The 22593-nt window shown below is 43.2% G+C and carries 18 protein-coding genes; 1 reads left to right on the top strand and 17 read right to left on the bottom strand.

All coding sequences use genetic code 11. The features are described 5' to 3' along the window. The 10 genes from FDK13_RS32395 to FDK13_RS32350 form a co-directional block, all read right to left on the bottom strand. The coding region (locus FDK13_RS32395; protein WP_445438718.1) for a DUF7133 domain-containing protein at window positions 1–422 on the bottom strand (422 nt) is incomplete at its 3' end. 106 nt (window positions 423–528) lie between these two features. Continuing rightward, window positions 529–1593 (bottom strand): Kelch repeat-containing protein, encoded by a 1065-nt coding sequence (locus FDK13_RS32390; protein ID WP_137344169.1) that lies wholly within the window; start codon window positions 1591–1593, stop codon window positions 529–531. 23 nt (window positions 1594–1616) lie between these two features. After that, window positions 1617–2450 (bottom strand): SMP-30/gluconolactonase/LRE family protein, encoded by an 834-nt coding sequence (locus FDK13_RS32385; RefSeq protein ID WP_137344168.1) that lies wholly within the window; start codon window positions 2448–2450, stop codon window positions 1617–1619. Window positions 2451–2517: 67 nt separating this feature from the next. Further along, a complete protein-coding gene (locus FDK13_RS32380) occupies window positions 2518–3999 on the bottom strand; it encodes a M81 family metallopeptidase (RefSeq protein ID WP_137344167.1) in 1482 nt (493 codons plus the stop codon). Between the two features lie 30 nt (window positions 4000–4029). Continuing rightward, the gene (locus FDK13_RS32375; RefSeq protein ID WP_137344166.1) at window positions 4030–4413 is read right to left on the bottom strand and encodes a RidA family protein; all 384 of its coding nucleotides are present in this window, start codon (window positions 4411–4413) and stop codon (window positions 4030–4032) included. Next, window positions 4410–5054: an RraA family protein gene (locus FDK13_RS32370; protein WP_137344165.1), complete on the bottom strand. Its 645-nt coding sequence runs from the start codon at window positions 5052–5054 to the stop codon at window positions 4410–4412. Before FDK13_RS32370 ends, FDK13_RS32375 begins: the two co-directional genes overlap by 4 nt. 40 nt (window positions 5055–5094) lie before the next feature. Beyond that, a complete protein-coding gene (locus FDK13_RS32365; RefSeq protein ID WP_229216315.1) occupies window positions 5095–6324 on the bottom strand; it encodes an MFS transporter in 1230 nt (409 codons plus the stop codon). An 82-nt stretch (window positions 6325–6406) separates the two neighbouring features. Continuing rightward, entirely contained in the window at window positions 6407–7486 is a 1080-nt protein-coding gene (locus FDK13_RS32360; protein ID WP_220417483.1) for a pyridoxal-phosphate dependent enzyme, read from the bottom strand. Further along, window positions 7483–8298, bottom strand: a complete 816-nt coding sequence (locus tag FDK13_RS32355) for an SDR family NAD(P)-dependent oxidoreductase (protein ID WP_137344162.1) — start codon at window positions 8296–8298, stop codon at window positions 7483–7485. Before FDK13_RS32355 ends, FDK13_RS32360 begins: the two co-directional genes overlap by 4 nt. Window positions 8299–8357: 59 nt before the next feature. Then, window positions 8358–9461: a sialidase family protein gene (locus FDK13_RS32350; protein ID WP_229216314.1), complete on the bottom strand. Its 1104-nt coding sequence runs from the start codon at window positions 9459–9461 to the stop codon at window positions 8358–8360. Window positions 9462–9674: 213 nt separating this feature from the next. On the opposite strand from FDK13_RS32350, the gene FDK13_RS32345 reads away from it, so the two are divergent. Beyond that, the gene (locus FDK13_RS32345) at window positions 9675–10376 is read left to right on the top strand and encodes a FadR/GntR family transcriptional regulator (protein WP_137344161.1); all 702 of its coding nucleotides are present in this window, start codon (window positions 9675–9677) and stop codon (window positions 10374–10376) included. On the opposite strand, the gene FDK13_RS32340 is transcribed toward FDK13_RS32345, so the two are convergent. The 7 genes from FDK13_RS32340 to FDK13_RS32310 form a co-directional block, all read right to left on the bottom strand. Beyond that, entirely contained in the window at window positions 10360–11724 is a 1365-nt protein-coding gene (locus FDK13_RS32340; RefSeq protein WP_137344160.1) for an enolase C-terminal domain-like protein, read from the bottom strand. The genes FDK13_RS32345 and FDK13_RS32340 overlap by 17 nt on opposite strands. Further along, entirely contained in the window at window positions 11721–13076 is a 1356-nt protein-coding gene (locus FDK13_RS32335; RefSeq protein WP_137344159.1) for a hypothetical protein, read from the bottom strand. Before FDK13_RS32335 ends, FDK13_RS32340 begins: the two co-directional genes overlap by 4 nt. Before the next feature lie 51 nt (window positions 13077–13127). Next, window positions 13128–13490: a high-potential iron-sulfur protein gene (locus FDK13_RS32330; protein WP_137344158.1), complete on the bottom strand. Its 363-nt coding sequence runs from the start codon at window positions 13488–13490 to the stop codon at window positions 13128–13130. Window positions 13491–13562: 72 nt separating this feature from the next. Continuing rightward, complete coding sequence (locus tag FDK13_RS32325; RefSeq protein ID WP_229216313.1) at window positions 13563–15695, bottom strand: PVC-type heme-binding CxxCH protein; 2133 nt, start codon at window positions 15693–15695, stop codon at window positions 13563–13565. A gap of 92 nt (window positions 15696–15787) precedes the next feature. Further along, entirely contained in the window at window positions 15788–17230 is a 1443-nt protein-coding gene (locus FDK13_RS32320) for a hypothetical protein (protein WP_220417482.1), read from the bottom strand. A 104-nt stretch (window positions 17231–17334) separates the two neighbouring features. Then, a complete protein-coding gene (locus FDK13_RS32315) occupies window positions 17335–18984 on the bottom strand; it encodes a RagB/SusD family nutrient uptake outer membrane protein (RefSeq protein WP_137344157.1) in 1650 nt (549 codons plus the stop codon). 22 nt (window positions 18985–19006) lie between these two features. Further along, window positions 19007–22435 carry a SusC/RagA family TonB-linked outer membrane protein gene (locus FDK13_RS32310; protein WP_137344156.1) on the bottom strand — a complete coding sequence of 1143 codons (3429 nt, stop codon included), beginning with the start codon at window positions 22433–22435 and terminating at the stop codon, window positions 19007–19009. Between the last annotated feature and the right edge of the window lie 158 nt (window positions 22436–22593).

Raw genomic sequence — 22593 nt, 5'->3', positions numbered from 1 at the left:
GTAACATATAAACTGCCCTGATAGAAGACTCCGCCCTTCGGGAAAGGGATATTTCTTGCGAAAATCTGATTTTTTTCAAACTTACCATCGCCGTCCACGTCTTCTAAAAGACGGATGTGATAGGACGGATTCGCAAGCATTTTAACAGTTCCCATGATATTGGGTTCAGTAGACTCAAAAACAAAAAGGCGCCCTTTGCCGTCGAAGCTGGCAAACATTGGATAAGAAATTGAATCCGATGCAATCGCACTTTCAATGGTAAAACCTTCCGGAACACTGAGCCCTGAAACTTCATCCGGCGCCTTTCCTATGGATCCCATAAAGAAAGTACCGGCTATAAAAAGACTCACTCTCAATACCGTTTTTTGTATCATAGCTGATCTGTCGTTAGTAAAAAACTTATAACTTTTATTTGATCTCATTGGAATGACGATTTGATAAAAAATTCACATCTGATGTTTACGACTTTTTATTAGCAACGCTAATAGATATACGCAAATTTGTTTTTTAGCCGGTTGCGCTATTTAACTACTGTACTCCTATCACTGTGGGCGTCCGTATTCCGGGTTTTATTTCACCGCTGACGTACACCCATTGGTTATTCCAGAACACAACCGGCAATGTAACTTTTGACAGAATTTCAGTTTGTTCGCCAGCATATTCCCAGCGATCCGTTTCGGGAAAATAGTAAAGCATACTTTGGGTAATACCAGGGTGCGTTTCAGGATTTTGGTACAAAGCTGTAATTGCATCGATCCCACCCCAAAACAGAAAGCGATCATTATTCAGTACCGGTAGCACAGTACCAGCAGCCGATATTCCTTTGGGCATCGGTGCCAGCTTTTGCCATTCGCTTTTCCAGTTCCCGCCATTTTTATGCAAAGTCAGCCGGTAACTATCCGATAATATAGACCTGTATTTTATTCCTTTGGAATTAATGGCTGATGTTTCCCCGCCGAACAAATAACATTGACCCTGATAAAAAGCACAAACCGGAAACAGACGTTCTGGTCCGGGCCGGGCTTCCAGCTCAAACCAGCCGGCAGACAAATCTTTCAAATCAAGCGCAAAACATTTTTTTAATGCACTTCCTGAAGAATAACTGCTTCCTCCAAAAATGACAATGATATCATCAACAAGGGTACCGGCCATATTGGCCAGCGGAACAGGCAGCTGTGGATAAGCAGATTTCAGCAATTTCATTCCGTCCCATTCAAAACCAGTTACCTGGCTGAGATGGCCATTTTCATTATTTCCGCCGATTAAAATAATTTTATTCTGATACGAAACAGTAACTCCGTAACCAGAAGGCTCTGTTAGTTTTTCATTTGCTTTTACCCAATTTTTACCATTTTCAAGGACATAAATATCATCATACCATTTTTTTTTGCCGCCTTCCCAGGGATATTTGTCAGGAAAGTTGGCTCCTCCCATCACAATCAGCATATTATGACTTACTCCTGCATACATTCCTGCCCAGCCTTTTTCTGTTGGAAGCGGTGGCAGCTGAGCCCAGTGAATTGTTTGCTGAGCCTTCGTTTCTGAAATTATCATCATAAAAATCAATAACAAACTGTAAGAATAATTTATCATTTCCGGGCGCATTTAAGAAATATTCATTGATCAACAGTAATCAAAAGAACGGCTCCCGGCCCCGGCTCGTCATATCCTCCCGTTACCAATAAAATCTGGCATGAACTGGTTTCTTCCACAAAGCACAGATTACTGGTTAGCGGAAGGCCGGTATCAATTGTAAAAAGCAGATCACCGCCAGAACTCAAAATCTGTATAGCTCCCATTCCATAATGGGCGACCCACAATTTCCCGTCAGCATCCACCGCCAACCCGTCGGGAAGATTGTCCGTTTTTTTTCCTGGTAAATGAGATGGCAACCGGGCAAAAACTCCGGGTTTGTTTTTAGCAATACCCGGTTCGCTGAGTTCAATAACAAGGATCCTGTTTTGATAGCTTTCCGCCACATATAAATAATTTTCATCCGGTGAAAGTGCCAGCCCATTGGCATAATCGATGTTACCAGCTACTAAAAATTCTTTTCCATCATGTCCTTTGAAAAACACTTTCCCTTCGTGTCTTACAGAATCCGTAAAGTATAAATTCTGATGTTTGTCAAGTATTAAATCATTGGGCGAACTCACCGCAAAACCTGCACATTGGTACTGAATAACATAACCCATAAAATTTCCCAAAGCATCATAACGACTGATACCAGCCTGCTGGCTATCGCAGAACCAATGCGCATGATCAGGCAAAATTACCTGACCATTCGGACAGCTTCCTGTTGCCCATTTTGTATACTTTCCCTCTTTATCAATTTTCCCTGCAAAACCCGCTGTTAAAGCTGAAAAGAAAAAGTTGCCGTCCTGATCCACCGACGGCCCTTCTGTATAAAACGGCAAATCGATGAGTTTCTTAACGGCGTAATTTTTCATAATTAAGAATATACAATGAGAATTAAAGTCCTCTAAATCAACAATATAATTGATAAAAATTTTTCTGCTATTCAAATGGAAACATCGGTTTTCGTCTGTTTTTATATTTAAATAAAGTCATGTCGGCCTGCGTAACACCAGGCGTATTTACCTGCATAATGGTTGGGCAAACCTGCTCATAAGCAGCAATTGGAGCGTTTACTCCTTTGGCTATAATGATATCAAAAGATCCGGGTTCAATTCCAAAAGCTGTCATTTGCCGCAGACTATATGGAGGAGTTCGTTTTGTTGTCAGCATCATTGTATTCCCTTTCGCTGTTTCTACAATGGCGGTAATACCCATATCATAATTTACAAAGCCGCCGTGTTTGGGCGTATCTTCGGTAAAAATTCCGTCAGAAATCTGTTTGAGCAAAACCATAGATTTGTATCCTTTTTCACCTATTATTAATTCAAAAGAATCTCCCGGCTGATGTTTGCACGCTTCCTGAACAGCCAATGAATCATGAATACAAATAAATAGTTTGCTGATGTTCTGGCCTTCCAGATATTCAAGAAGAAAAGTACTGTTCCCGGCCGATCCCGCGCCCACATTGTCTCCCATGTCGAGCATTAATACAGGCCTGGGAATAGTTAAAAGTGAAGTAAGAAGTGTTTCTATATCATTTTTGCTACCGTTAAAATCTTTCTTCCGCGCAAGCATATATGCATGAAGCTCACCTCCCTTATCAGCCAGAAACCCTACTTTCCTTGCCAAAGTATTTTTATCACCTATGATGATAAAGCCTGAGCCCATTTCGGCTACATCGGCATACGGAAATCCCAGCAGCACGCTTATTGAAAGCAGTTTATATTGATACTGAAAATTCTGTGCATAAGCATATAAACTTTTACATGGTTCGTGAGAAGTATATTGCTGCTCAATGCTGATCGCCAGCGGAAGCTGTATCAATTGCTGCACCGGAGATATATTCCCTCTTAACATTTCTGCCATAATGGTTGCTGCCCGCCGCCCCGTTTCATACTGATCAACGTGCGGATTGGTACTATAAGCCACCAGCGCATCCGTAGCAGCAACCATAACATGACTCACATTAGCGTGCGGATCCAATGTACCGGTAACAGGAATTTCCATCCCTAATTTATTTCTTAATAATGCAAGCCAATGCCCATCCATATCAGCATAAGATTCTGCAACGCCGGCTCCGTGGGGCACTACAATACAGCCGTCGACAGGAAGCACCGCGTCAAGTGCCAGCATCATTTGGTTTACGATATACTCGTAAGTTTCCTTTTCTATCAGTCCTCCGGGAGTTGCCGAGACATACAAAACCGGAACCAGTTCCATATCAATGCTACTGTCAATGAGATCAATAACACCACTTATTTCATGGTTAGCTCCTTCATATTCCGTTCGTATAGCATTACCAGCCAGCCAATACCCATTTTTGAAATCATCCAAAGTTGTTGGTGTTTCAATAAAAGTGTTGGTTTCATGGTAAATACCAAGAAGTGCAATACGCTTTTTGGGCACTGGATTGATTGCCATATCATTAACTTTAAATATGAAAACCTGATCTTACTTTCCTACATAAATCACTGCATCCACCTCAAATTTCAGTAGTTCTCCCAGGCAGCCAATAAGCGTTGTGCGTGCAGGAAAAGGCTCTTTGAAATATTCTCTGTAAATGGCATTAAACTCTGAAAGGTATTCTTGTTTTCCAACATAATTCCGCACCTGCACAGCCTCATCCAGACTTGCACCCGCCGCTTCTACAATCCTTTTCAAATTGTTAAAAGAGCGCCTGCATTCTTCTTCAAAAGTATCGTCAACAATGTTTCCCTGATCATCCACGGAGGCTTGTCCGGATACAAAAAGGTAATCTCCGGAAATAATTCCGGGCGAAAAAGGCAGGGAACTTTTTGGAATATTTTCGCCGGTAACTACAATTTTCTTACTCATAATACGCCGTATTTTTGATATGCTTCCACTGCTTTCATTCCATTTTTAATAGCATCGCGTGTGATGTTTTCAGCATTTATTTTTTGCAAAGCAGCCTGGATAACTTCTGCCTCCACTTCTTTGGGAATTACCACAATCCCGTCTTCATCAGCCATTACAATGTCGCCCGGCCGGAACTTTACTCCGTCTATTTCCACGGTAATATCCATGTCCACAACACGTTGCCTGTTCTGACTATCATAAGGATTTTTTGAAATGGCGAAAACAGGAAATTTCATCTCCCTCATTTTGTCGATGTCCCGCACACCGCCATGCACGATCACACCGGCACAACCTCTGTTACCCGCAGCTGTGGAAAGCAGTTCGCCCCATATTCCGGAACGGGTCGAACCTCCCGCCGCGGCAATAAGAATGTCGCCCGGCTGACAGGAATCCACCGCCTGAAGTTCAAGTTCATAAGGATTTGGATCCACATCATACATATCGGCCCAAAGTGTAGTTTTACATCGCCCTATCATCTTCGAAATACCGGTGTAGGAAAAAAAAGTAATTCTTGTAGCCTGCCTGGTATAACCAAGCTTATCCAGTACATCCGACAAAACGGCAACATAAAGCTGGTCTTTTAATTTTTCTAAATCCATTTTTCAAAAAGTAACAATATGGTTTATATGTTTTTATAGACTAAATACTTTCATTCTCCTTACCGGGCCTGACAAAATATAACAGCCCGGCACATACCAGTAAAGTGACTGCTGCTACCTGAAACATTCTTTCAAGGTTTATTTCCGCATCTCTCAATGCACCTGCGGCATATAATCCCAACCCTCCGATAATACAGGAGATCATATTCAGCACACCATAACCGGTAGCCCTGTATCTTGGATCTACGATCATACAAAGAATAGGCATCATATTGGCATCCAGAAATGTACGTGTAAACGCATAGATCATAAAACACACCACTGCAACGGCTAAAATTGTGGTGCTGCTTGCAATAAAAATTCCTGGAGCAGCTACAACAAGGCCGATGACCGGAACCATAATGCGGCCTCTTGGAAAACTACGGCTCCACCGGTCGGCAAGATATCCTCCTGTTAAAACGCCAAGTAAAGATGCAGTATGAAAATAACCCGTCGCATACATACCAGACATCGTTTGGGAAAGATTAAAATGCTCTTTATAATAGGTTGGAAGCCAGCCCACGACCATCCAGCTTACCATGCCGCCCAAACCCCAAAAACCCATGGCCAAAAGATAAGATCGGTTTTTAAACAGATCTTTAATGGCATTTTTGAAACTGATAACCGGCAGATTTGTTAATACAATTTTTTCCTGAACACCCTCTTTTTTGTCACGAAGGGTAAAAAGAAGAACCAAAGAATAAACCATTCCGATCCCGCCAAATATATTAAAAGCAAAATTCCAGGTACGATCTTCCGCCAGCCAGCCTCCGATAAATCCCAAACTTTGTCCGATCATAATTCCGCCCATGTGGATACCGGTAGCCAGTGAACGGGTACTTCCGCGGTGATAATCGGTGATCAATGCAAGGGCTGCGGGTATATAACATGCTTCACTGATCCCCATCAGCGCACGCGTCCATAATAATTCTTCAAATGTGGTGGCATGGGCAGTAAACCAGGTAACAATGGACCATACAAATAAACTGCCGATAATAACCCGGCTGCGATTGAAGCGGTCAGCAAGAAAACCTGCCAACGGACTTAGTAAGCCATAAACCCAGAGAAACAATGAAGTTAGCAAACCAAACTGCGCGTCGGTCATCGGTATGGATTGCAAAATAGATCCCCGCATGGTGGTGATCATTGTCCGGTCCAGGTAATTAAGACAACCTACCACACAAAGCAGCGCCACAATGATCCAGGGATAAATATTTGATTTCGGATTCATTTCACCTGCCATTTCATTCATAGTAAAATTTCATCCTTTAAATTTTGTTTTAGAGCAAATACCACCTCTTCACGCAAGAATTTTACAGGTATTGTTCGAGGGTCGAAATACAGTCCTGTCGGTTTAAAGTCTCAACCTCCGGTAAATCGAAATGCCTGTCCACAGACATCATATCTTTGAAACCGCTCCCGGTGACCAGACAAACCACCGTTTCATCTTTTCCAATTTCTTTTCTTGCAATGGCTTCTTCCAATCCGGCTAATGCCACTGCTCCTGCCGGCTCACAGAAAATGCCTTCTTTCCGGGCCAGCATTTTCTCCCACTTAAAAACATCGGCATCATTGACTACATAACCATTTCCACCCAGCTTCCGGCAATTTTCAATGACCTGATCTCCATCAATTACACTTGCCACCTGCAAGCCACTTACTACTGTAATAGAAGCACTTACAGCTGCTGCATGAATTTTCCCGTTTCTTAATGCAGAGGCAATGGTATCATTTCCTTCGGGTTGTACACAGTTGACTTTAATGCCGGATGACGAAGAAAGAACAGCTTTTGTCATTGCCAAAGTAAGACCGCCGCCACCCGCCGGAACAAAAAGCTGATCGACTCCGTCAGGAAGCATCTCAAGTATTTCATAAACGATCGTCTCCACGCCCTGCATCGCAGATGAACAGTAGCGATATGCGCTGATCGGCAGCGGCAATTGCCTGGAAGAACATATTTTTTCAAGATCATCAAAGACCCTGCTGGTTATTTCAGCATTTTTCCCAAAATCCTTTACCATCAAAATCTGCGCGCCATAGAGTTGCATTTGCTTCACTTTTGATTCAGGAGCGCCATCGACCACCACCAGCATGCACGTAATACCCGCAGCGGCACAGTAGGCAGACAAAGCTGCTCCGGTATTTCCGCTCGACGTAGCTATGCAGACCTTTTGTCCGGCCGCTCTCATTTGACTGACCAATACGGCTGCAAACCGGTCTTTGTAAGAACCGGTAGGATTCAGGCTTTCCAGTTTGAAATACAAATTATTCAAACCCAAGGCTTTACCGATAAATCCTGATTTCACCAGCGGGGTCTGGCCTTCTCCCAATGACAGGCGATACTGCTCAGATACATCCGGTAAAAAAGATTCGTATTTCCAGATTGTTTTCAAAATTCGTCAGGGAACTGTTGTTTTTTAATAGAATATTTACTGAAATTCGGCTTGAAACCACCATCGACCAATACCGTTGTACCGGTAATGTAGGAGGCTGAATCTGAGCTTAACCAAAAAATAGCTTCTGCCACTTCACTGGATTTCCCTCCTCTTCCGAGAGGAGTGTAATCTGTAATTTCCTGAATAATGCGGTCACTGATATTCTGTCCATCCGGACTGGTATAATCATTGCTAAGTTCAGTTTCTATAAAACCCGGCGCCACGCCCACAACGCGGATCCCACTTCGCCCATAGGTTACCGCCGATTCCCGGATCAGACTTTCCAGTGCTCCTTTGGCAGCAACATAAGCCGGACTAGTTCCCGATGGACGTTCGGACATCATACTTGTGACGTTAATAATGACACCTCCGATTTGCTTGTGCTCCATCAACGAGGTAACCCATTTGGTCAGAAAAGCAGGAGCGGTCAGGCAAATTTTCAGCGTCTTTTCCCAATTATGTATTTGTATTGTCCGTAAACTTTCAATTGTCCGCCAGGCAGCATTATTGACCAAAACATCTATCCTACCCCATTTTTCTACTGTTTTTCCTGCTATACTTTCCAGATAAACAGCATCTGAAAGATCGCCGGGCAACAGCAGACATTCCGTTCCGTATTTTTGATCCAGAGATTCTGACAAAGCGTATAAACCGGTTTTATCAATATCACAAAGCACAACTTTATATCCTTCCTCAGCGAATTTATTGGCTGTGGCGCTTCCAATGCCTCCCGCCGCTCCGGTCAGAATAACTACTTTTTCAGTATGCATCTATCATTATTTTACCTGATTTCCCGGCAGCAGAAATCCACTGGCGCAGCAGTTCTGTTTTAATTATAAATATCTGTCAGCTTTATCCGCACGATACGACAATCCTCCAATCCTGCCCCCATTCCGTAACCTAACAATACATAATCCTTAAAAAAGTGGACAGCTGTATAACAAAATGTGCCATCCGGATCTTTTTCAATAATTTTTCTATGCTGCCAGGTTTTACCTTCGTCCTTGGAAACAGCTATTGTAAGCGGCGTGCGTTTGCTTTTAAAATAACCTTCTCCTTTTAAACCATTGTTATTCCAAATCAGGATCAAATCTCCGGTTGAAGGAATTCTGGCAATGGTAGCAGGCGATATGGGTGACGGAATCGTACTTGGCACCACCTGACTCCATGATTGCGCATGATCCTTGGAAAAAGAAAGATATTGGACTCCTCCATTGGCACGCATGTTCATCATGATTTCACCATTTTTGAGCTCAACAACGCCGGGCTCCTGCGTAATCACACTATCCGGATTTGGAACCGACTGGCCGGATTTCCAGCTTATGCCATTATCATCCGAAAAGTAACATCTTATGGTGCCGCGGTTGCTCCATTTCTTGCCAGCAGTTTTGTGCATGGAAACGGGCAGCAAAATCCTTCCGTTGCGCAACTGTTTGACACGGCTGTTATTTACAACAAAATATCCTTTTTCATCGGTAATGCATGGTTTTGCCGCTCCCCAGGTTTTTCCTTCATCTTTTGAGATCCGTATAAAAGGAATACAGTCGTCAAGTGAATTTTTGCGGGCATAGATCATCGCAATCTGATCATTGGCCATTCGCAAAAGAGACACCGACATGATATTCATTTTGCCCTCATTTTTAACAAGTACAGTATCTTTATCTGTCCAGGTTTTGCCGCCATCATCCGAAAAACGTACTGAGAGATCCGCCGGCGAAAAATCACCCGAAGATGAGCCGCTGTAACGTGAATACAGGAACATGATTCGTCTGCCTTTTAAGGTTATAAAATCGCCTTCACTGTTTCTTGGATTATCTCTCTTTGACTTTATATCCAGTACGATATCTTTGACAACCTCCGGATCATGCTGCGCCACAACATCACTGCTAAACAGTATCAAAAGCATATAAATGACCATTCCTAAAGCTTTCATTCAGCACGTTTTAATCTAGATTTCTAAATATTAACAAGCACAGTGTAGGTTAACCTTCAAGCCTGGAATGTTTGCCGCAACACTATAATTTTATTTGTAGGACAAATGTATAAATAATATTTAACTATAAATGCAATTGTATTTAAAAATTAAATACACCCATTTGTTTAAATTATTTATGAATATTTACAATTCCTTATAATGACAAAGTAGATGACAAGTAAAAAAATCGGCACTCTTGCACCCATGGAGACGCTTTCGATGACAGACCGGGTAGAAAATATTCTTCGGGATTATTTCACCGAGAACAAATTCAAACCAGGTGATGCCCTCCCCAATGAATTGGACATGGCAAAGGAGCTCAACGTCAGCAGAAATGTGGTACGCGAAGCCTTAAGCCGCTTAAGGATGCTTGGAATGATTGAGGCCAGACCAAGAAAAGGCATGATTATGGCGCAGCCCGATCTTTTTACTGGGATGGAAAAAGTACTTAATCCTTTCATACTCGGCCAAAACAGTTTAAATGAAATTTTTGAACTAAGACTGATCATGGAAATGGGAATCTCTGAATTTCTTTTTGCCCGTAAAACCGATCAAGATTTAACAGCGCTCGAAGCAATTGTTGCAAATCAGAAAGATCCAGTTCTCGCCTCAAAAGAGGAGGAAGTTGCCTTCCACGGAAAACTATATGAAATGACTGGAAATGAAACATTCAAGCGGTTTCAGACTTTACTAATGCCTATTTTTGATCATGTCTTCACAGAATATTCTAATAAGAAAACCTTTGTTGAAACCAGTAATCCGGTGACTCACTATGACTTGTTTTTATTTTTAAAAAATGGGACGCCAGACGAGTTTCGTAAGGGTATGCAACGACATCTTGCTGTATATTTTCCAGTCACTGAAACATCTTAATGTAATGTTTGGAAGGGGTTAAAATCCCGCCGTTCGTGGCATAAAACTGCTCATCAAGCTCAAATATACCGTTACGGACCTGTGTCCAGGCGGCTCCTGCAAATGGATGATAAGCAAGCATTTGCTGCCAGTTTGCATAATTCATATTTCCGTTGGTCTCGATCATACTCATTCCCAGACCCGGAAAAGGCTGCAAACGTGCTGCCAGGTTTTTATTCCAGTCAATCAGGATTGGATTTACCGTAAGATCAGCGCAGATACAAGGCACATCGCGCTCAAAAGCCAGTTTGGCTATCTTCATCGACTGGCTTAATGATTTGGCGATACCTTTCAAAACAAATGCCCCATATCCTTGTTGCAGTCGTTTTATGGCGTCCGATTCAGTATGGATACTTTCATCAGCAGCCATGCGAACACCTATGCCGGCAACACTTTCATTGTTGTTTTCAGAAAGGGGTTCTTCTACAAAAAGTATTTGACCCAATGCGCCAATTTTATCGGCATGATCAAGCAATTTCAAAAGTGTTTCTTTTTTTTCATACCGCCCGTTGGCATCCAGGGTATAAATAAGTTTGCCGTCCGGCGTTTGAGAAGTAGTCCTGTTTTTCAGCAAACGGTGTATTGCTTCTATTCTTGCTTTATCCTTTTCCAGCATTTGCGCCTGAGTCCCAGGCTGGCCCGTTTTTATTTTAATGATAAAATATCCCTGGTCAACGGCATCGGTCACATCTTTTTCAGGCATTCGGTACGAAACCTGGAACATGACCCCAACTTTGTTATTCCTTGCTGAAAGTGCTTTTCTGTAATCGACAGGTATCATTTCATCAAAATTCTTAAACCGGTTTTCGGACGCATATATGAGCCATGCCGCATTATCAACGCTGATCAGGGCGTTAAATACGAAATTGACATTCAACTGATCACTTCCTGTAATTTGTGCTGCCTCTTTTTTCAGTTCAGGTAAAATGCTGTCCAACAAGCCAATGGGTGTTTCAAAGCTTGTTTTCTTTACCAATTGCAAAGCCCTTTCAGTAACTGCATACATCAGTGCATTTCCACCCGCTTCGGAGTATTTCGAAAAAAGATCTGCATCCCCATAAAGGACACTTTGCGTGGCTATTCCAATGTAGCTTTTTCCTTCGGAACGGAGCTGAGAAGCCGTTTGCCAAAGTTCAGTCAGATAGCCGCCCTTAAAGCCAAAAGGTTTCAATAAAGTTTCTCTCTCAAAGTTGGAATTGGTCGTTTCAACCCGGATCGATTTCAAAGATTTGTTCATTGGAAGCTGGAATGATAGTTCACTGATTGAAGTAAGCAGTGCAGCACTTTTTATAAAATTCCGCCTGTTCATTTTTTCAAAACTTGCTTTATTGCTTTTGTCAGCACATCTTCCACCTCAGGTGCTACTCCCGAAACGATGTCGCCGGTTTCATAGCCGCCCTGGGAATAAGCGATTTTGGTACCAATATAACCCGGCCCGTATTCTTCATAGGCGGCAGTACAGACGTATTCTCCGTTGGGCCTCAGCTTCTGGGCGGCCAGCTGATATTCAACAAACAGCTCGCCGGGAACATTGAGCAGCCAAACTTTACCCAATCGCAGGGACGAAATATTAACTGTTGTTTTGGCCATGGATCGCTGATACCACCCCAGCTTTTCAGCCGCACGGTAGCGTTCAGAAAGCGTTGCCTTTTCATTTGACAAGCGTTTTCTCAAATCGTCTTCTACAATATTTTTGCCCAAGGGAAGAATGATCCCGACATTTTTCCAGGACAGATCGTCAGAGCTAATCCAGGTCTTTTTGGTCGAATCCCAGGCTTTTTTCATCGCAGTTTCTACTCTGGCGGCAAGTACAGGGCGCATAGGTACTGATCCGTCATTGTATTTTCCGGCTGATATATTGCCGCTGGCTCCGTTAAAATTAATATGCGGCACTCCGTTTAAAGATTTTTCTCTTGCATTACGGGCAATGCCTATAAATTCACAGGTTACATCGCCTTTTCCATAATAACTTTGCGGATGCGTTGTGTAATAGGACATGACAACGATCGGTTTATCTTTATTCCAAAAACTAACACTTTTGAGCCAAGGATCTATCAGGCCTTCCGGTGCAGCAATGGCAGCAGGATCTTTCGAACTGCTCCAACGGATAATGGCTACCTTACCATCAGCACCTAAAATTCTCCGGTTAGAGGCTACGCTGTCAACTTTTGCCTGTCCGAAACCAATATGAGTGACTGGCTGTGCATTTTTAACCGCTTCGGTTACAGCCGCAGCTACGTTATTTATCACTTTTATAACAAAAGCATTATCGATACTGGTGCCGCCCAAACCGTATTGCTCTAATATTTTTTCAATGGTAAAATCACACCTCACACCGTCATGCTGGTGAAGCACGTGAACAGAAACCCGGTCAATTGTTGTATTCGCTGCCTCGGCTAATTGTTGCCGCCACATATCTTGTCCTTCGTTGGAAATACCAATCCAGTCAACCGCGCACAGCACAATCGGTTTTTGGTCTGATAAGATCACGATTCCGCGTGCACTCAGCGGATCGGTAATGGATCGGGCAATTGCGTAAGCGACCGGACTGCCAACCGGCGGCGTGGCATCGACATTAAAAACGCCGACCCGGATTTGACCGGCAATTGTTAAATGTGTGATCAAAAACAAAAGCGCTGTAAGAAATCTGGCGTTGTGCATTATCTTTTATTTGATGCTAATATTCGTTTCAAACTGATTTTCAGGACATTATTAAACCTGAGGCGCCCAATAAGTGCAATGTCCGTCTTCCGAAACAGGTCCGGCAAAGAGAAGACATCCGCCGCATTCTTTCCCATCTTTAACCGGTATCCAAAGTTTGCAATTGCCGCATTGTTTGTCCTGAATCGGCGACAGGCTCACGTAACCCAATGCCTTTCTCTTCTCCACATCAACCGCATCAACTCCGGTAAGATCCTCACAGGGACTGATCTTTGCGACAGGATTTGTATTTTTTTTGGCCGCTGTTTTTTTCGTTCCAACGCAACTGCTAAGAAAAAATCCGCCTGTTGAAACGATTAAACTCAACCCAAAACAGCTTTGCAGAAACTTCCTGCGTTCATTTACCTTTGTCATATTTTCAAACTGTTACTTAATAAAAAAAGGCTTCATCCCCTTCCCGATTCCGGTGATCGTACAGATGCCGAATTAAATTACTAATGAATTCCTGACTCCCGTAATGGCCTTTTTCACATCTTCGCTAGCTCCCTCTTCTAGTTTCAGAAGACCTTTCACAATATTTTTATCCGCTTCTTTTTTATTTTTAGATCTTTTAATTCCTTTGGTTAGTCCGTTCAAACCTGCGATTTGCCAGTTTTTTTCAGTTTTGGATAAAACAATGATCAAACTGCTGATTTCATTTTTACCGTTACGCGATCCGCTCACAAAGGCGAAGTCCTCTATAAATTTCAGTTTACCATCCGAACTTTTATTGAAATACATTCCCCTGCTTAGCAAAAGCTCGGGAAAGTCGGCGGAAGAACCCGGATTTGAACTTAATATGGCCAGTCTGTAAGATGCATTATCTGCGTGTTTCTCGGCTATACCCGCCAAAGCAGGTAAAACTTCTTTTTCGGAAAATTGTCCCAAACTGAGTGTCGCCTGAAAAGCGACTTGGGGAGAAACATCTTCTGTCAGTTTGATGATTTCAGGAAGGTACTGTGGGTATTTTTCTGCAAGCACCAAAGCATGTTCGCGAACGCCTGGTTCGGCATCATTCAATGCTTTTTTTATAATTTCGGCATCCAAAGAATTTAACCCTTCCAAAACGTAAAATGCGTGCAGACGGCCTTTGGCATCCTTGCTTTCAGCGAAAGTTTTTTTCAGCAATGAAACGATGCTCATGTCTTGCCGTTCCAAGAGCATACGCTGCGCAGTCAGCCGCCACCATTGATTCGGATGTGATAGCAGCGCTAACAGTTCTTCTGATTTTCTGGCACTTAGATCAGTAAGCTGAGCATCCCGCTTTTGTCCGCTTGTGGGAAACAGGCGCCAGATCCTGCCATAGGTGTCCCCATTGGTGAAATCCATATCTGATTTCAAATCTTCGGGAATCGAGACCGGCGTTTCAATATGCTGCCGGTACATGTCAACAATATAGAGATAACCATCGGGGCCTAGGGTGAAATTCGCCGGGCGAAACCAGGTATCAGTAGCGGCAAGAAATTCATGATCTTTTTCTTTCTCGTCCCGTGATGCTACATAGGTCGGCTGGCCGGGAACAGACTTTAAAATATCCCTGTGAACCAGATTTCCTGACACATCTCCTGTAAATATGGAACCATAAAAAGATGCACCAAAACCATCACCACCATAGAAAGTACCACCCGATGCGCCGGTAAAATGATCACGTGCATATTCTTTATAACCTGATTTTAGCGAATCATATTTTGCCTGCCGCCGGTCACTTCTTTGCTGACGCCAGTAAGGTGTCGCCGACTTTTGGAACATGACAAGTTCATGATCAGAGATATTCGTTTCAGAACGGTAAGTGGGCATAAAATTGTGCCGGTGTATGTAACGGTATGCTATGGGTGACTGCTGGATATGAAGCGTATTTTGGGTTACAAAACGGTGGCCCCAGTCATCCAGCGCTAAGCCAAATTGCCCCGAACCTGATTCAACTTCAAATAAACCCCGGTCCATTCGGAAGCGAAAATCACCCCCGCTAACATCCACAGGTGCTGCGCCGGGATTTTGCTTAGAGGTAATTTGTCCACCTTGTCCATGGTTATTGGCATATATCCAGTTGTCAACCCCGAAGCGCAGACTGGTAATCTGAGCCTCAGAATTCTTAGCAAAAAAGCCTGTGAAAAGTATCTCTTTTACATCCGCTTTAAAATCCCCGTTGGTATCTTTCAAATATAAAATATCAGGTGCAGCGGTTACGATGAGTCCTCCCTTCCAAGGCAGAACAGAAGTAGCACTGGGCAATTCTTCTGCAAATACATAGGATTTATCAACCTTGCCGTCGCCGTTTGTATCTCTCAGCAAACGGATCCTTCCCTTAAAATTACCAAGTTTTGCATCATAAGGATAATCCCCCATTTCGACCACATACACGTTTCCATGTTCGTCAAAAACCATATCAACGGGCAGCACCACATCAGGTTCCGTAACAAATGGTTCTATTCCAAATCCTTCCTGAAGCTGAAATGTTTTCATTGATTCCTGAGGCGAAAGTCCCTTTACATAGCGCTGTGCAAAACCGGGAAAACATAAAAGTAGCAAGACCGGTAGCACAAAAAAATCAAGTCTGTTCTTTGAAAATATAGTCATCATTTTAAATTGATTCATTGACCGTTCGTAATTGTGAAAGGGAGCCTAAACCGTAAAACTTCGCATTTAAATAGATTTCCCTTCCTACTTTTCCATCACTTTTGCAATAAAAGCTTAATGGCTTTCATCAGCACAACTTCCACTTCGGGTGCCACATTCGAACCTAGCTCGCTTACTTCGTAACCTCCTCTTTTATACGCATCGGCCGTGCCAATGTAGCCTGGCCCCATATCGCCATAAGCCGCCATAGCAACAAATAAATCAGGCCGCTGGGCTTTTGCAGCAAGCTGATACTCAACAAAAAGCTCACCGGGCATATAGAGTATCCGGGCATTTTTTATTTTCAGACAGCCCAGATCTATTTTCATTCCGCTTTCACTTCTCCGCAGCCAAGCCATCTTTTCCGCGTTTCCATTATTCTTTTTCAAAAGGGTATTATCCACCAGTAATTCTTTCTGCATTTTAAACAAATATTTTGCTGGCGGCAAAATCACCGGTTCTACCACCCAGTCTATATCCTGCGCTTTGACGGATTCACGTTTGGTCGATTCCCATGCAAGGCGCATACCTTCGGCGAGCCGTTCTGCAAAAACCAGGCGGTTCTTATGTGAACCGTCATTATATTTCCCGGCTGCAATATTTCCGCCTGCTCCATTGAAATGAATATGGATCGCATCGGGTTCTGCCAGCTGGCGGTAAAAACGGGCAACACCAGGAAAATCGGGATTAACCACGCCAGTGCGATAGTAACTTTGCGGATGCGTTGCGTAGTAACTTAGTATGGCAACAGGTTTATCATGATTCCAAAAACTGATCAGTGAGAGTTCAGGATCAATTAATCCCTCCGGTTCGGCACGCACCAGTGAATCCTTGGTTGTGGACATACGCGTCAACCGCACTTTGCCGGAAGCATCATAAATATTTCTATTGGAAGCGACTTTATTTACCTTCGATTTGCCCAAACCGATATGGGTAATAGGCTGGGATTTGTCGAGGGAATTACGAACAGCAATGGTCAGCTGGCGGATACATTCTCTTGCAAAAGTACCCTCATAATTAGTTGGGTGAATAACTGCCGGATCTATTCCTGCCTCCAGAAGCACCTGTTCAGCACCCGGGTCATATCCGGGAGCATCATGCTGATGCAATACATTAACTGTCACATGATTAGGAATCGTACCGGCAGCAGCGGCAATCGCATTTTTAAATTGATCCATCCCCTCATTTCCAATTCCAAGCCAGTCTACTGCACACATCACGATCGGCAGTCCTGAACCAAATAAAATAATTCCTTTGGCCCGTAAACCAAGATCCCATTTGTTTATTTCAGTATCATAAGCCAACTGGCTTCCCACCGGAGGCGTCACGTCCATGTCAAAGGACGACAACCGAACCGTATCCGAAAGCGGAGTTCGCAAAACAGGACCAATCTTGGCATGTGAGAGTGTATTTTGGAAAAGTAGTGCCAGTAAAATAAGACATATCTTACCAATGCCCTCCCCTCCAAACAAGCCTGAATAATATTTGTAACAATCCATAAACCAGGTATAAATAAAAATTTTGATCGTTTTTAATGCGTTAATTTTATGGCAAAAGCAACAGAATTAACGCATTAGTCTGATAGCTGACCATTAGGAATTGATCAATAATTAGGATTTTGTTTTAGCTTGGTATTCTTATCAATTACAGCTTGGGGAATGGGCAATAAATAATTTCTCTCTGCAAAAAACAATCGTCCGCCATTGGGTACCGTGATTACAGAATATACCTTTTTGTCCCCTTCTTTGGTGATTTTCATCGCATGCGACGAGCCGTTCAAATTGATTTCAGCCGTTTTAAGCCTAAGCAGGTCGGGCCAGCGCTTCTCTTCAAAAGCCAGTTCTACCCTTCTCTCCTGCTGTATGAATGCCCGCATTTGTAGCTGGCTCAATCCAGATTGCAGGGCGGGCAGCCCCGAGCGTGCCCGTACTTTATTGACCGCACTATAAACCGATTCATCCGGACCTGATTCTTCATTTTTTGCTTCTGCGTAACTCAGCAGGACTTCTGCATATCTGAAAATAATAAAATGCGCGCTGCTCAGATTTTGGTAACCGTTAGCGAATTCGTACTTTGGATTCATCCCTTTTCTGATGTAATATCCTGTATTGGTTGCCTCATTGGCACTGGACAGATCCAGTGTATTGGCAGAACCTGAACCAATCCACATTTGCATTTCATAGCCCAGCCATGTGCAGCCATCATAAACAATGGACTGGTAGAATCTTTTTTCACGGTTCAAATATGGATTCTGAGGATCGTAGCCGGAAGCAGGATCAGTAATCGGTAAACCATTTGCCATAAAATAAGAATCAACCAATTCCTGCGTCGGGTTAGGCGCGCTGTACGACCGCTGGGTGCCACCAACAGTCCATGCAGCCTGTAAACCTTCTTTACAGGCCCCCAGCGTAGTTCCTCCTAAATAGGCTTTATCAAATATTACCTCGATATTATTATTTTTATCTTCGTAAAACATCGTTTCCATATCAGGGAACAAATCATATATTTTAAGATCCATAACCTGCTTATTTGTAGCCGCTGCGACTCCCCATCTTGTTTTGTCATTTAGCGGATTATTTAAAGGACTGGCCTGAAATAATTCACACCATCCTTTCAATGTAAGGGCAGCGCCCCGGCTTGCTCTCCCTGTTTCAGCCACAAGCGGTAAATCAGCGGCCAGTGAAGCACATTCATCTGCGATGAATTTAAAAGTTTCATCCGAAGTATTTCGCGCCCTAAAAATAGCGTCGCCCTGCTCTCCCTGGTTCAGGGACTCAGTAATAACGGGGACTCCTCCATAGCGTGTCCATAACAGCTGGTAAAAGTATGCCCTCAAATAGCGCGCTTCGGCAATTCTCTTTTTCTTCCAGTCATCAGCCAGTGAGGATGCGCTAACCTTTTCAATAAATACATTGCACTTGCGTATTTTGAGATAATTAGTAGTCCAGTCGTCCCGTACCGATCCTGAGGTATAGCTTGACTTTGCATAGGTCGTAAAACTATAACCTGACGAGGAACCCCGCATGGTATTATCCGAAAAACCTTCATCGGGATCATTGGTGACAAAAGGCCCTGATATAGATCCGTAGATATCATTTAAAAACAGGTCTGCATTCCCGGTTGTTTCCCAGGCATTGCCATCGGAAACCTGATCTGAGGGGATAACGTCCAAATAGTTGCCGCAAGAAGTGACTACGGCCAGCGATAGCAGCACCGCTATTCTTGATAAAAAATTGTAAGCAATTGCTCGCATGAGTGTATTATTTACCAGTGGATTAAAATGTAAGGTTAAGGCCCACAGAAATCACTTTCTGCTGAGGATAATTAAGTCCTGAACTAACTACGTTTTCAGGATCGTAATTAACTATTTTCGTCCAGGTCAGCAGGTTTTGGCCTGAGACAAAAACTTTTGCATTTTGGATGTGTATTTTGTCAAGGATTTTAGAAGGAACTGCGTAGGAAAGCATCGCACTTTTCAATCTTAAATAGCTCGAATTCTTCATCCAAAAAGAAGAGACCTGGGTGTTATTTGTTGTCGGAGCACTGGTGATACGCGGATTTTTGGCATCCGTATTTTCAGGACTCCAAAAATCCAAATTCTGCCGGACAGGAACTGTCCCACCGTAAAAAGCCCAGGCCGCATAGGAACTGGTATAAAAATTGGTCTTTGCCGCACCTTGGAAGAGTAAATTCAAAGTCAGGCTTTTGTAGGTAACATTGGGCATAATACCATATATAATTTGAGGGGTACCTGCATTACCAATCACAGTTTCATCGTTTGTGGTGATCTTGCCATCCCCGTCCATGTCCTGGTAGCGGATATCGCCAGGCTGTATTTTCCCCCATGGCTGGGTGGCTATACCAGTTTTCAGATTGCCCGACTCATCAAACTCCGTAGCCTGAAACAAACCAAGCGACTTGTATCCAAACTGGGTACCAAGCGGTCTGTTGGTTCTTCTCCGGTTGGGATTATCATAAGTGGAAGAAGTTTCAAATACTTTCAGCAACGAATTTTTCGCATAAGTAAAATTGGCGGTAAGAGACAGCTTTAAATCTTTATTGACACTACGCGAAGTACCAATGGAAAGATCAATACCATGGTTTACCATAATGCCGGCATTCACCTGGCTGAGTCCGATACCGTACTCAGAGGGAACTGTCAGGTCAGGGCTGGTCAACATATTAGATCTTTTTTCATGAAAGTAATCTGCTTCCAGGGTAAAAAGCCCTTTCCAAAGAGAGGCCTCAATACCAACATCTGTTTTCTTTGCTCGTTCCCAGGTAATATTTGGATTTGATTCTGCCTTTTCTCTGATGCCCTGCACAGCATTGCCGCCGATCACGTAAGCAGGCCCATACACACTATACGTACTTAAATATTGAAATGCGCTGCCAGCCAAAGCACCGACTTCTCCATATGAAGCCCGGATTTTCAAGTTGTTGACCCAGTTCAAATTCTGCTTGATGAAATTTTCTTCAGAAAGCCGCCATCCTACTGAAAAAGCAGGGAAAAATCCGAATTTTTTACCAGGGGCAAAATAGTAGCTGCCATCATATCTGCCGCTGGCTTCAAATAAATATTTGGAATCGTAGTCATACTGAGCGCGGTAAACCAAACCAAGCTGCCTGGCCTTGGTTGAACTTCCGGTATTGGAAATATCAGCCTGACTGGAACTTCCCAGGTTTAGCTCATCGATACTAAGGCCAAAGTTTCTGCGGGTAGCCGAAAAATTCAGTTCATCATTTCCTTTGGATTCAAAAAGGGCCAAAAGTCCAACGTTGTGCTTCTTAAAACTCCGGTTATAGATCAAACTTGCCTGAAATGTAATCTGCGAGGCGCGGTTGTAACTTTGACTCAGCTCAGATTTGGACCTTTCGCCATAGGATAGATTATATTGACTGCTCGCTGGGTCCAGCGCCCAGATAGAGATAGGTGTAAGCCAGTTTTTATTGAAAGTATTGGTAGGATCATAGGCAACAGAACCTCTCACTTTAAGGCCAGGCACAAAGTTTAAATCCTGATCAATAGACAATTGTGAAAAAATTTGATTGGTATTGGTTTTACGATAGCCATCACTCCTGATTAACCCTGCCAACAGATTACCTGTCAGTCCATTGGGATAAATCTGTGTCCAGGTAGGATTAGCATTTGTAATGGTGATAAACATCCGCTCAGTTGTCGCAGAAGGATAGTGGTTGTTCTGCTCTCTGCCCTTAATACCCAAAGATATTTTGGTGGTTTTGGTCACCTGCGCATCCAGATTCAGGTTAAGATTATAACGGTGCTGATAGGTTGAGCCAAAAAGGCCGGCTTCGTACTGATACCCTATACTGCCATAATATTTAACCAGATCCGTTCCCCCCGAAACTTCGATATTATGACTTGTTAACGTATTGTTTTTATTGATCAAATCCCAGGGATTGTTATTAGGATAGTTGGCAGGATCAGAACCATCCTTGAACTTCTGGAGCTGGGCATCTGAATATTTGGCTGGCAGCCCATCATTCTTTGAGGCTGCATTCAATAAGGAAGCGTACTCGAAGGAATTAGGATACTTGGTAAGCACGGTTGGATTTTGAAAGCCAACATATCCATTGTAAGATAAAGTAGGAGATCCGCTTTTTCCTCGCTTTGTGGTTACCAAAATTACACCGTTAGCACCTGCAACACCATAGGGAGCAACTGCGGCAGCATCTTTTAAAACCGTAATCGTTTCAACTGAATTAGGATCAAGATCCTGAAAAGAACGTGGAATGTTGTCCACGATGAATAATGGCTGGCTATTGCCCGTAGTAGCGACCCCTCTGATATAAATACTTGATGCATCATTGCCAGGCTCGCCTGAGCCCTGGCGGAAAATCACACCGGACAATCTGCCTCCCAGGCCATTACTCAAATTTGTAATTGGCGTTGAAGCTACGTCACTTCCGCTCATGCTTGAAATGGCGGCGGTAACTGACGTTTTTTTCTGAGTTCCATAACCAACCACCACCAGTTCCTCCAGATTTTTGGTATCAGCAGCCAAAACAACATTCAGAACGCTTTTGTTGCCAATGACTATTTCCTGAGGTTCGTAGCCGACAAAGGAGAAAATAAGCGCTGTCATGCCTGAACTTCTTTCATTTTCTGTGATATCAAGCGTATAAGTTCCGTTTACGTCTGTAACCGTTCCGCGCTGGCTTCCTTTTATCAGAATACTTACACCTGGCAGAATGTCTCCTTTTACATCCGTGACTTTCCCTTTTAGAGGTGTCACAGCGTTATGAAGCAGGTTGACTTGCGGGGTAAGGGTTTGAGAAGCTTCCTTAACCGGCGTGATTAAAATGCGGTTATCCACTTGTTTGAAAGCAAGACCGTTCGGAGTCAATAATTGATAAAGAAGCTTTCCGACCGTAATCCTGGTTTCTTTAAGATTTAAATCCAGAATGTGCTTAACATCCTGCTTTCTGTACATAAATTTAAAAAAAGTATGCTGCTCAATTTGTTCAAAAGCATTGATCAGCGATTCGTTTTTTAAGGCTATTTTTATTTCGGTACTCTCTAAATTTTGTCCCTTCAGAGAAGAGGCATTCAGAACCTGAGCCGTTACTATGACCGATAAGCAGACAATTAATGAAAAGCGCATAACCTTCTTTAATTTTGCAACAGGAATGTGCCAGCATAAATATACGCCCGAGCCTCCTACTGTTGTAGAGTTTTTCATACATTTGATAAGTTTTAGTGACAATTTCTTACAAGGGTCTTGATCATTAAATCAAAGCTGCTTCTTACGGGAACCAGCGACGGCGCTGCAAAACTGTTTTCATACGTCCAATATGAAGGCAGTTTGCAGTGCTTTTTTTAAGGAGGGTATCTTCGCAT

Source organism: Dyadobacter frigoris, from assembly GCF_005280585.1.
GTDB lineage: Bacteria > Bacteroidota > Bacteroidia > Cytophagales > Spirosomataceae > Dyadobacter > Dyadobacter frigoris.
The sequence above is the reverse complement of the archived record's forward strand: the minus strand, read 5'-3'. Positions and strand labels throughout refer to the sequence as shown.

What these genes read in the sequence shown, in the direction of transcription:
- FDK13_RS32390 (WP_137344169.1), bottom strand. Translation starts at nt 1,593, where the DNA reads ATGATAAATTATTCTTACAGTTTGTTATTGATTTTTATGATGATAATT.
- FDK13_RS32385 (WP_137344168.1), bottom strand. Translation starts at nt 2,450, where the DNA reads ATGAAAAATTACGCCGTTAAGAAACTCATCGATTTGCCGTTTTATACA.
- FDK13_RS32380 (WP_137344167.1), bottom strand. Translation starts at nt 3,999, where the DNA reads ATGGCAATCAATCCAGTGCCCAAAAAGCGTATTGCACTTCTTGGTATT.
- FDK13_RS32375 (WP_137344166.1), bottom strand. Translation starts at nt 4,413, where the DNA reads ATGAGTAAGAAAATTGTAGTTACCGGCGAAAATATTCCAAAAAGTTCC.
- FDK13_RS32370 (WP_137344165.1), bottom strand. Translation starts at nt 5,054, where the DNA reads ATGGATTTAGAAAAATTAAAAGACCAGCTTTATGTTGCCGTTTTGTCG.
- FDK13_RS32365 (WP_229216315.1), bottom strand. Translation starts at nt 6,324, where the DNA reads ATGAATCCGAAATCAAATATTTATCCCTGGATCATTGTGGCGCTGCTT.
- FDK13_RS32355 (WP_137344162.1), bottom strand. Translation starts at nt 8,298, where the DNA reads ATGCATACTGAAAAAGTAGTTATTCTGACCGGAGCGGCGGGAGGCATT.
- FDK13_RS32350 (WP_229216314.1), bottom strand. Translation starts at nt 9,461, where the DNA reads ATGAAAGCTTTAGGAATGGTCATTTATATGCTTTTGATACTGTTTAGC.
- FDK13_RS32345 (WP_137344161.1), top strand. Translation starts at nt 9,675, where the DNA reads ATGACAAGTAAAAAAATCGGCACTCTTGCACCCATGGAGACGCTTTCG.
- FDK13_RS32340 (WP_137344160.1), bottom strand. Translation starts at nt 11,724, where the DNA reads ATGAACAGGCGGAATTTTATAAAAAGTGCTGCACTGCTTACTTCAATC.
- FDK13_RS32335 (WP_137344159.1), bottom strand. Translation starts at nt 13,076, where the DNA reads ATGCACAACGCCAGATTTCTTACAGCGCTTTTGTTTTTGATCACACAT.
- FDK13_RS32330 (WP_137344158.1), bottom strand. Translation starts at nt 13,490, where the DNA reads ATGACAAAGGTAAATGAACGCAGGAAGTTTCTGCAAAGCTGTTTTGGG.
- FDK13_RS32325 (WP_229216313.1), bottom strand. Translation starts at nt 15,695, where the DNA reads ATGATGACTATATTTTCAAAGAACAGACTTGATTTTTTTGTGCTACCG.
- FDK13_RS32320 (WP_220417482.1), bottom strand. Translation starts at nt 17,230, where the DNA reads ATGGATTGTTACAAATATTATTCAGGCTTGTTTGGAGGGGAGGGCATT.
- FDK13_RS32315 (WP_137344157.1), bottom strand. Translation starts at nt 18,984, where the DNA reads ATGCGAGCAATTGCTTACAATTTTTTATCAAGAATAGCGGTGCTGCTA.
- FDK13_RS32310 (WP_137344156.1), bottom strand. Translation starts at nt 22,435, where the DNA reads ATGAAAAACTCTACAACAGTAGGAGGCTCGGGCGTATATTTATGCTGG.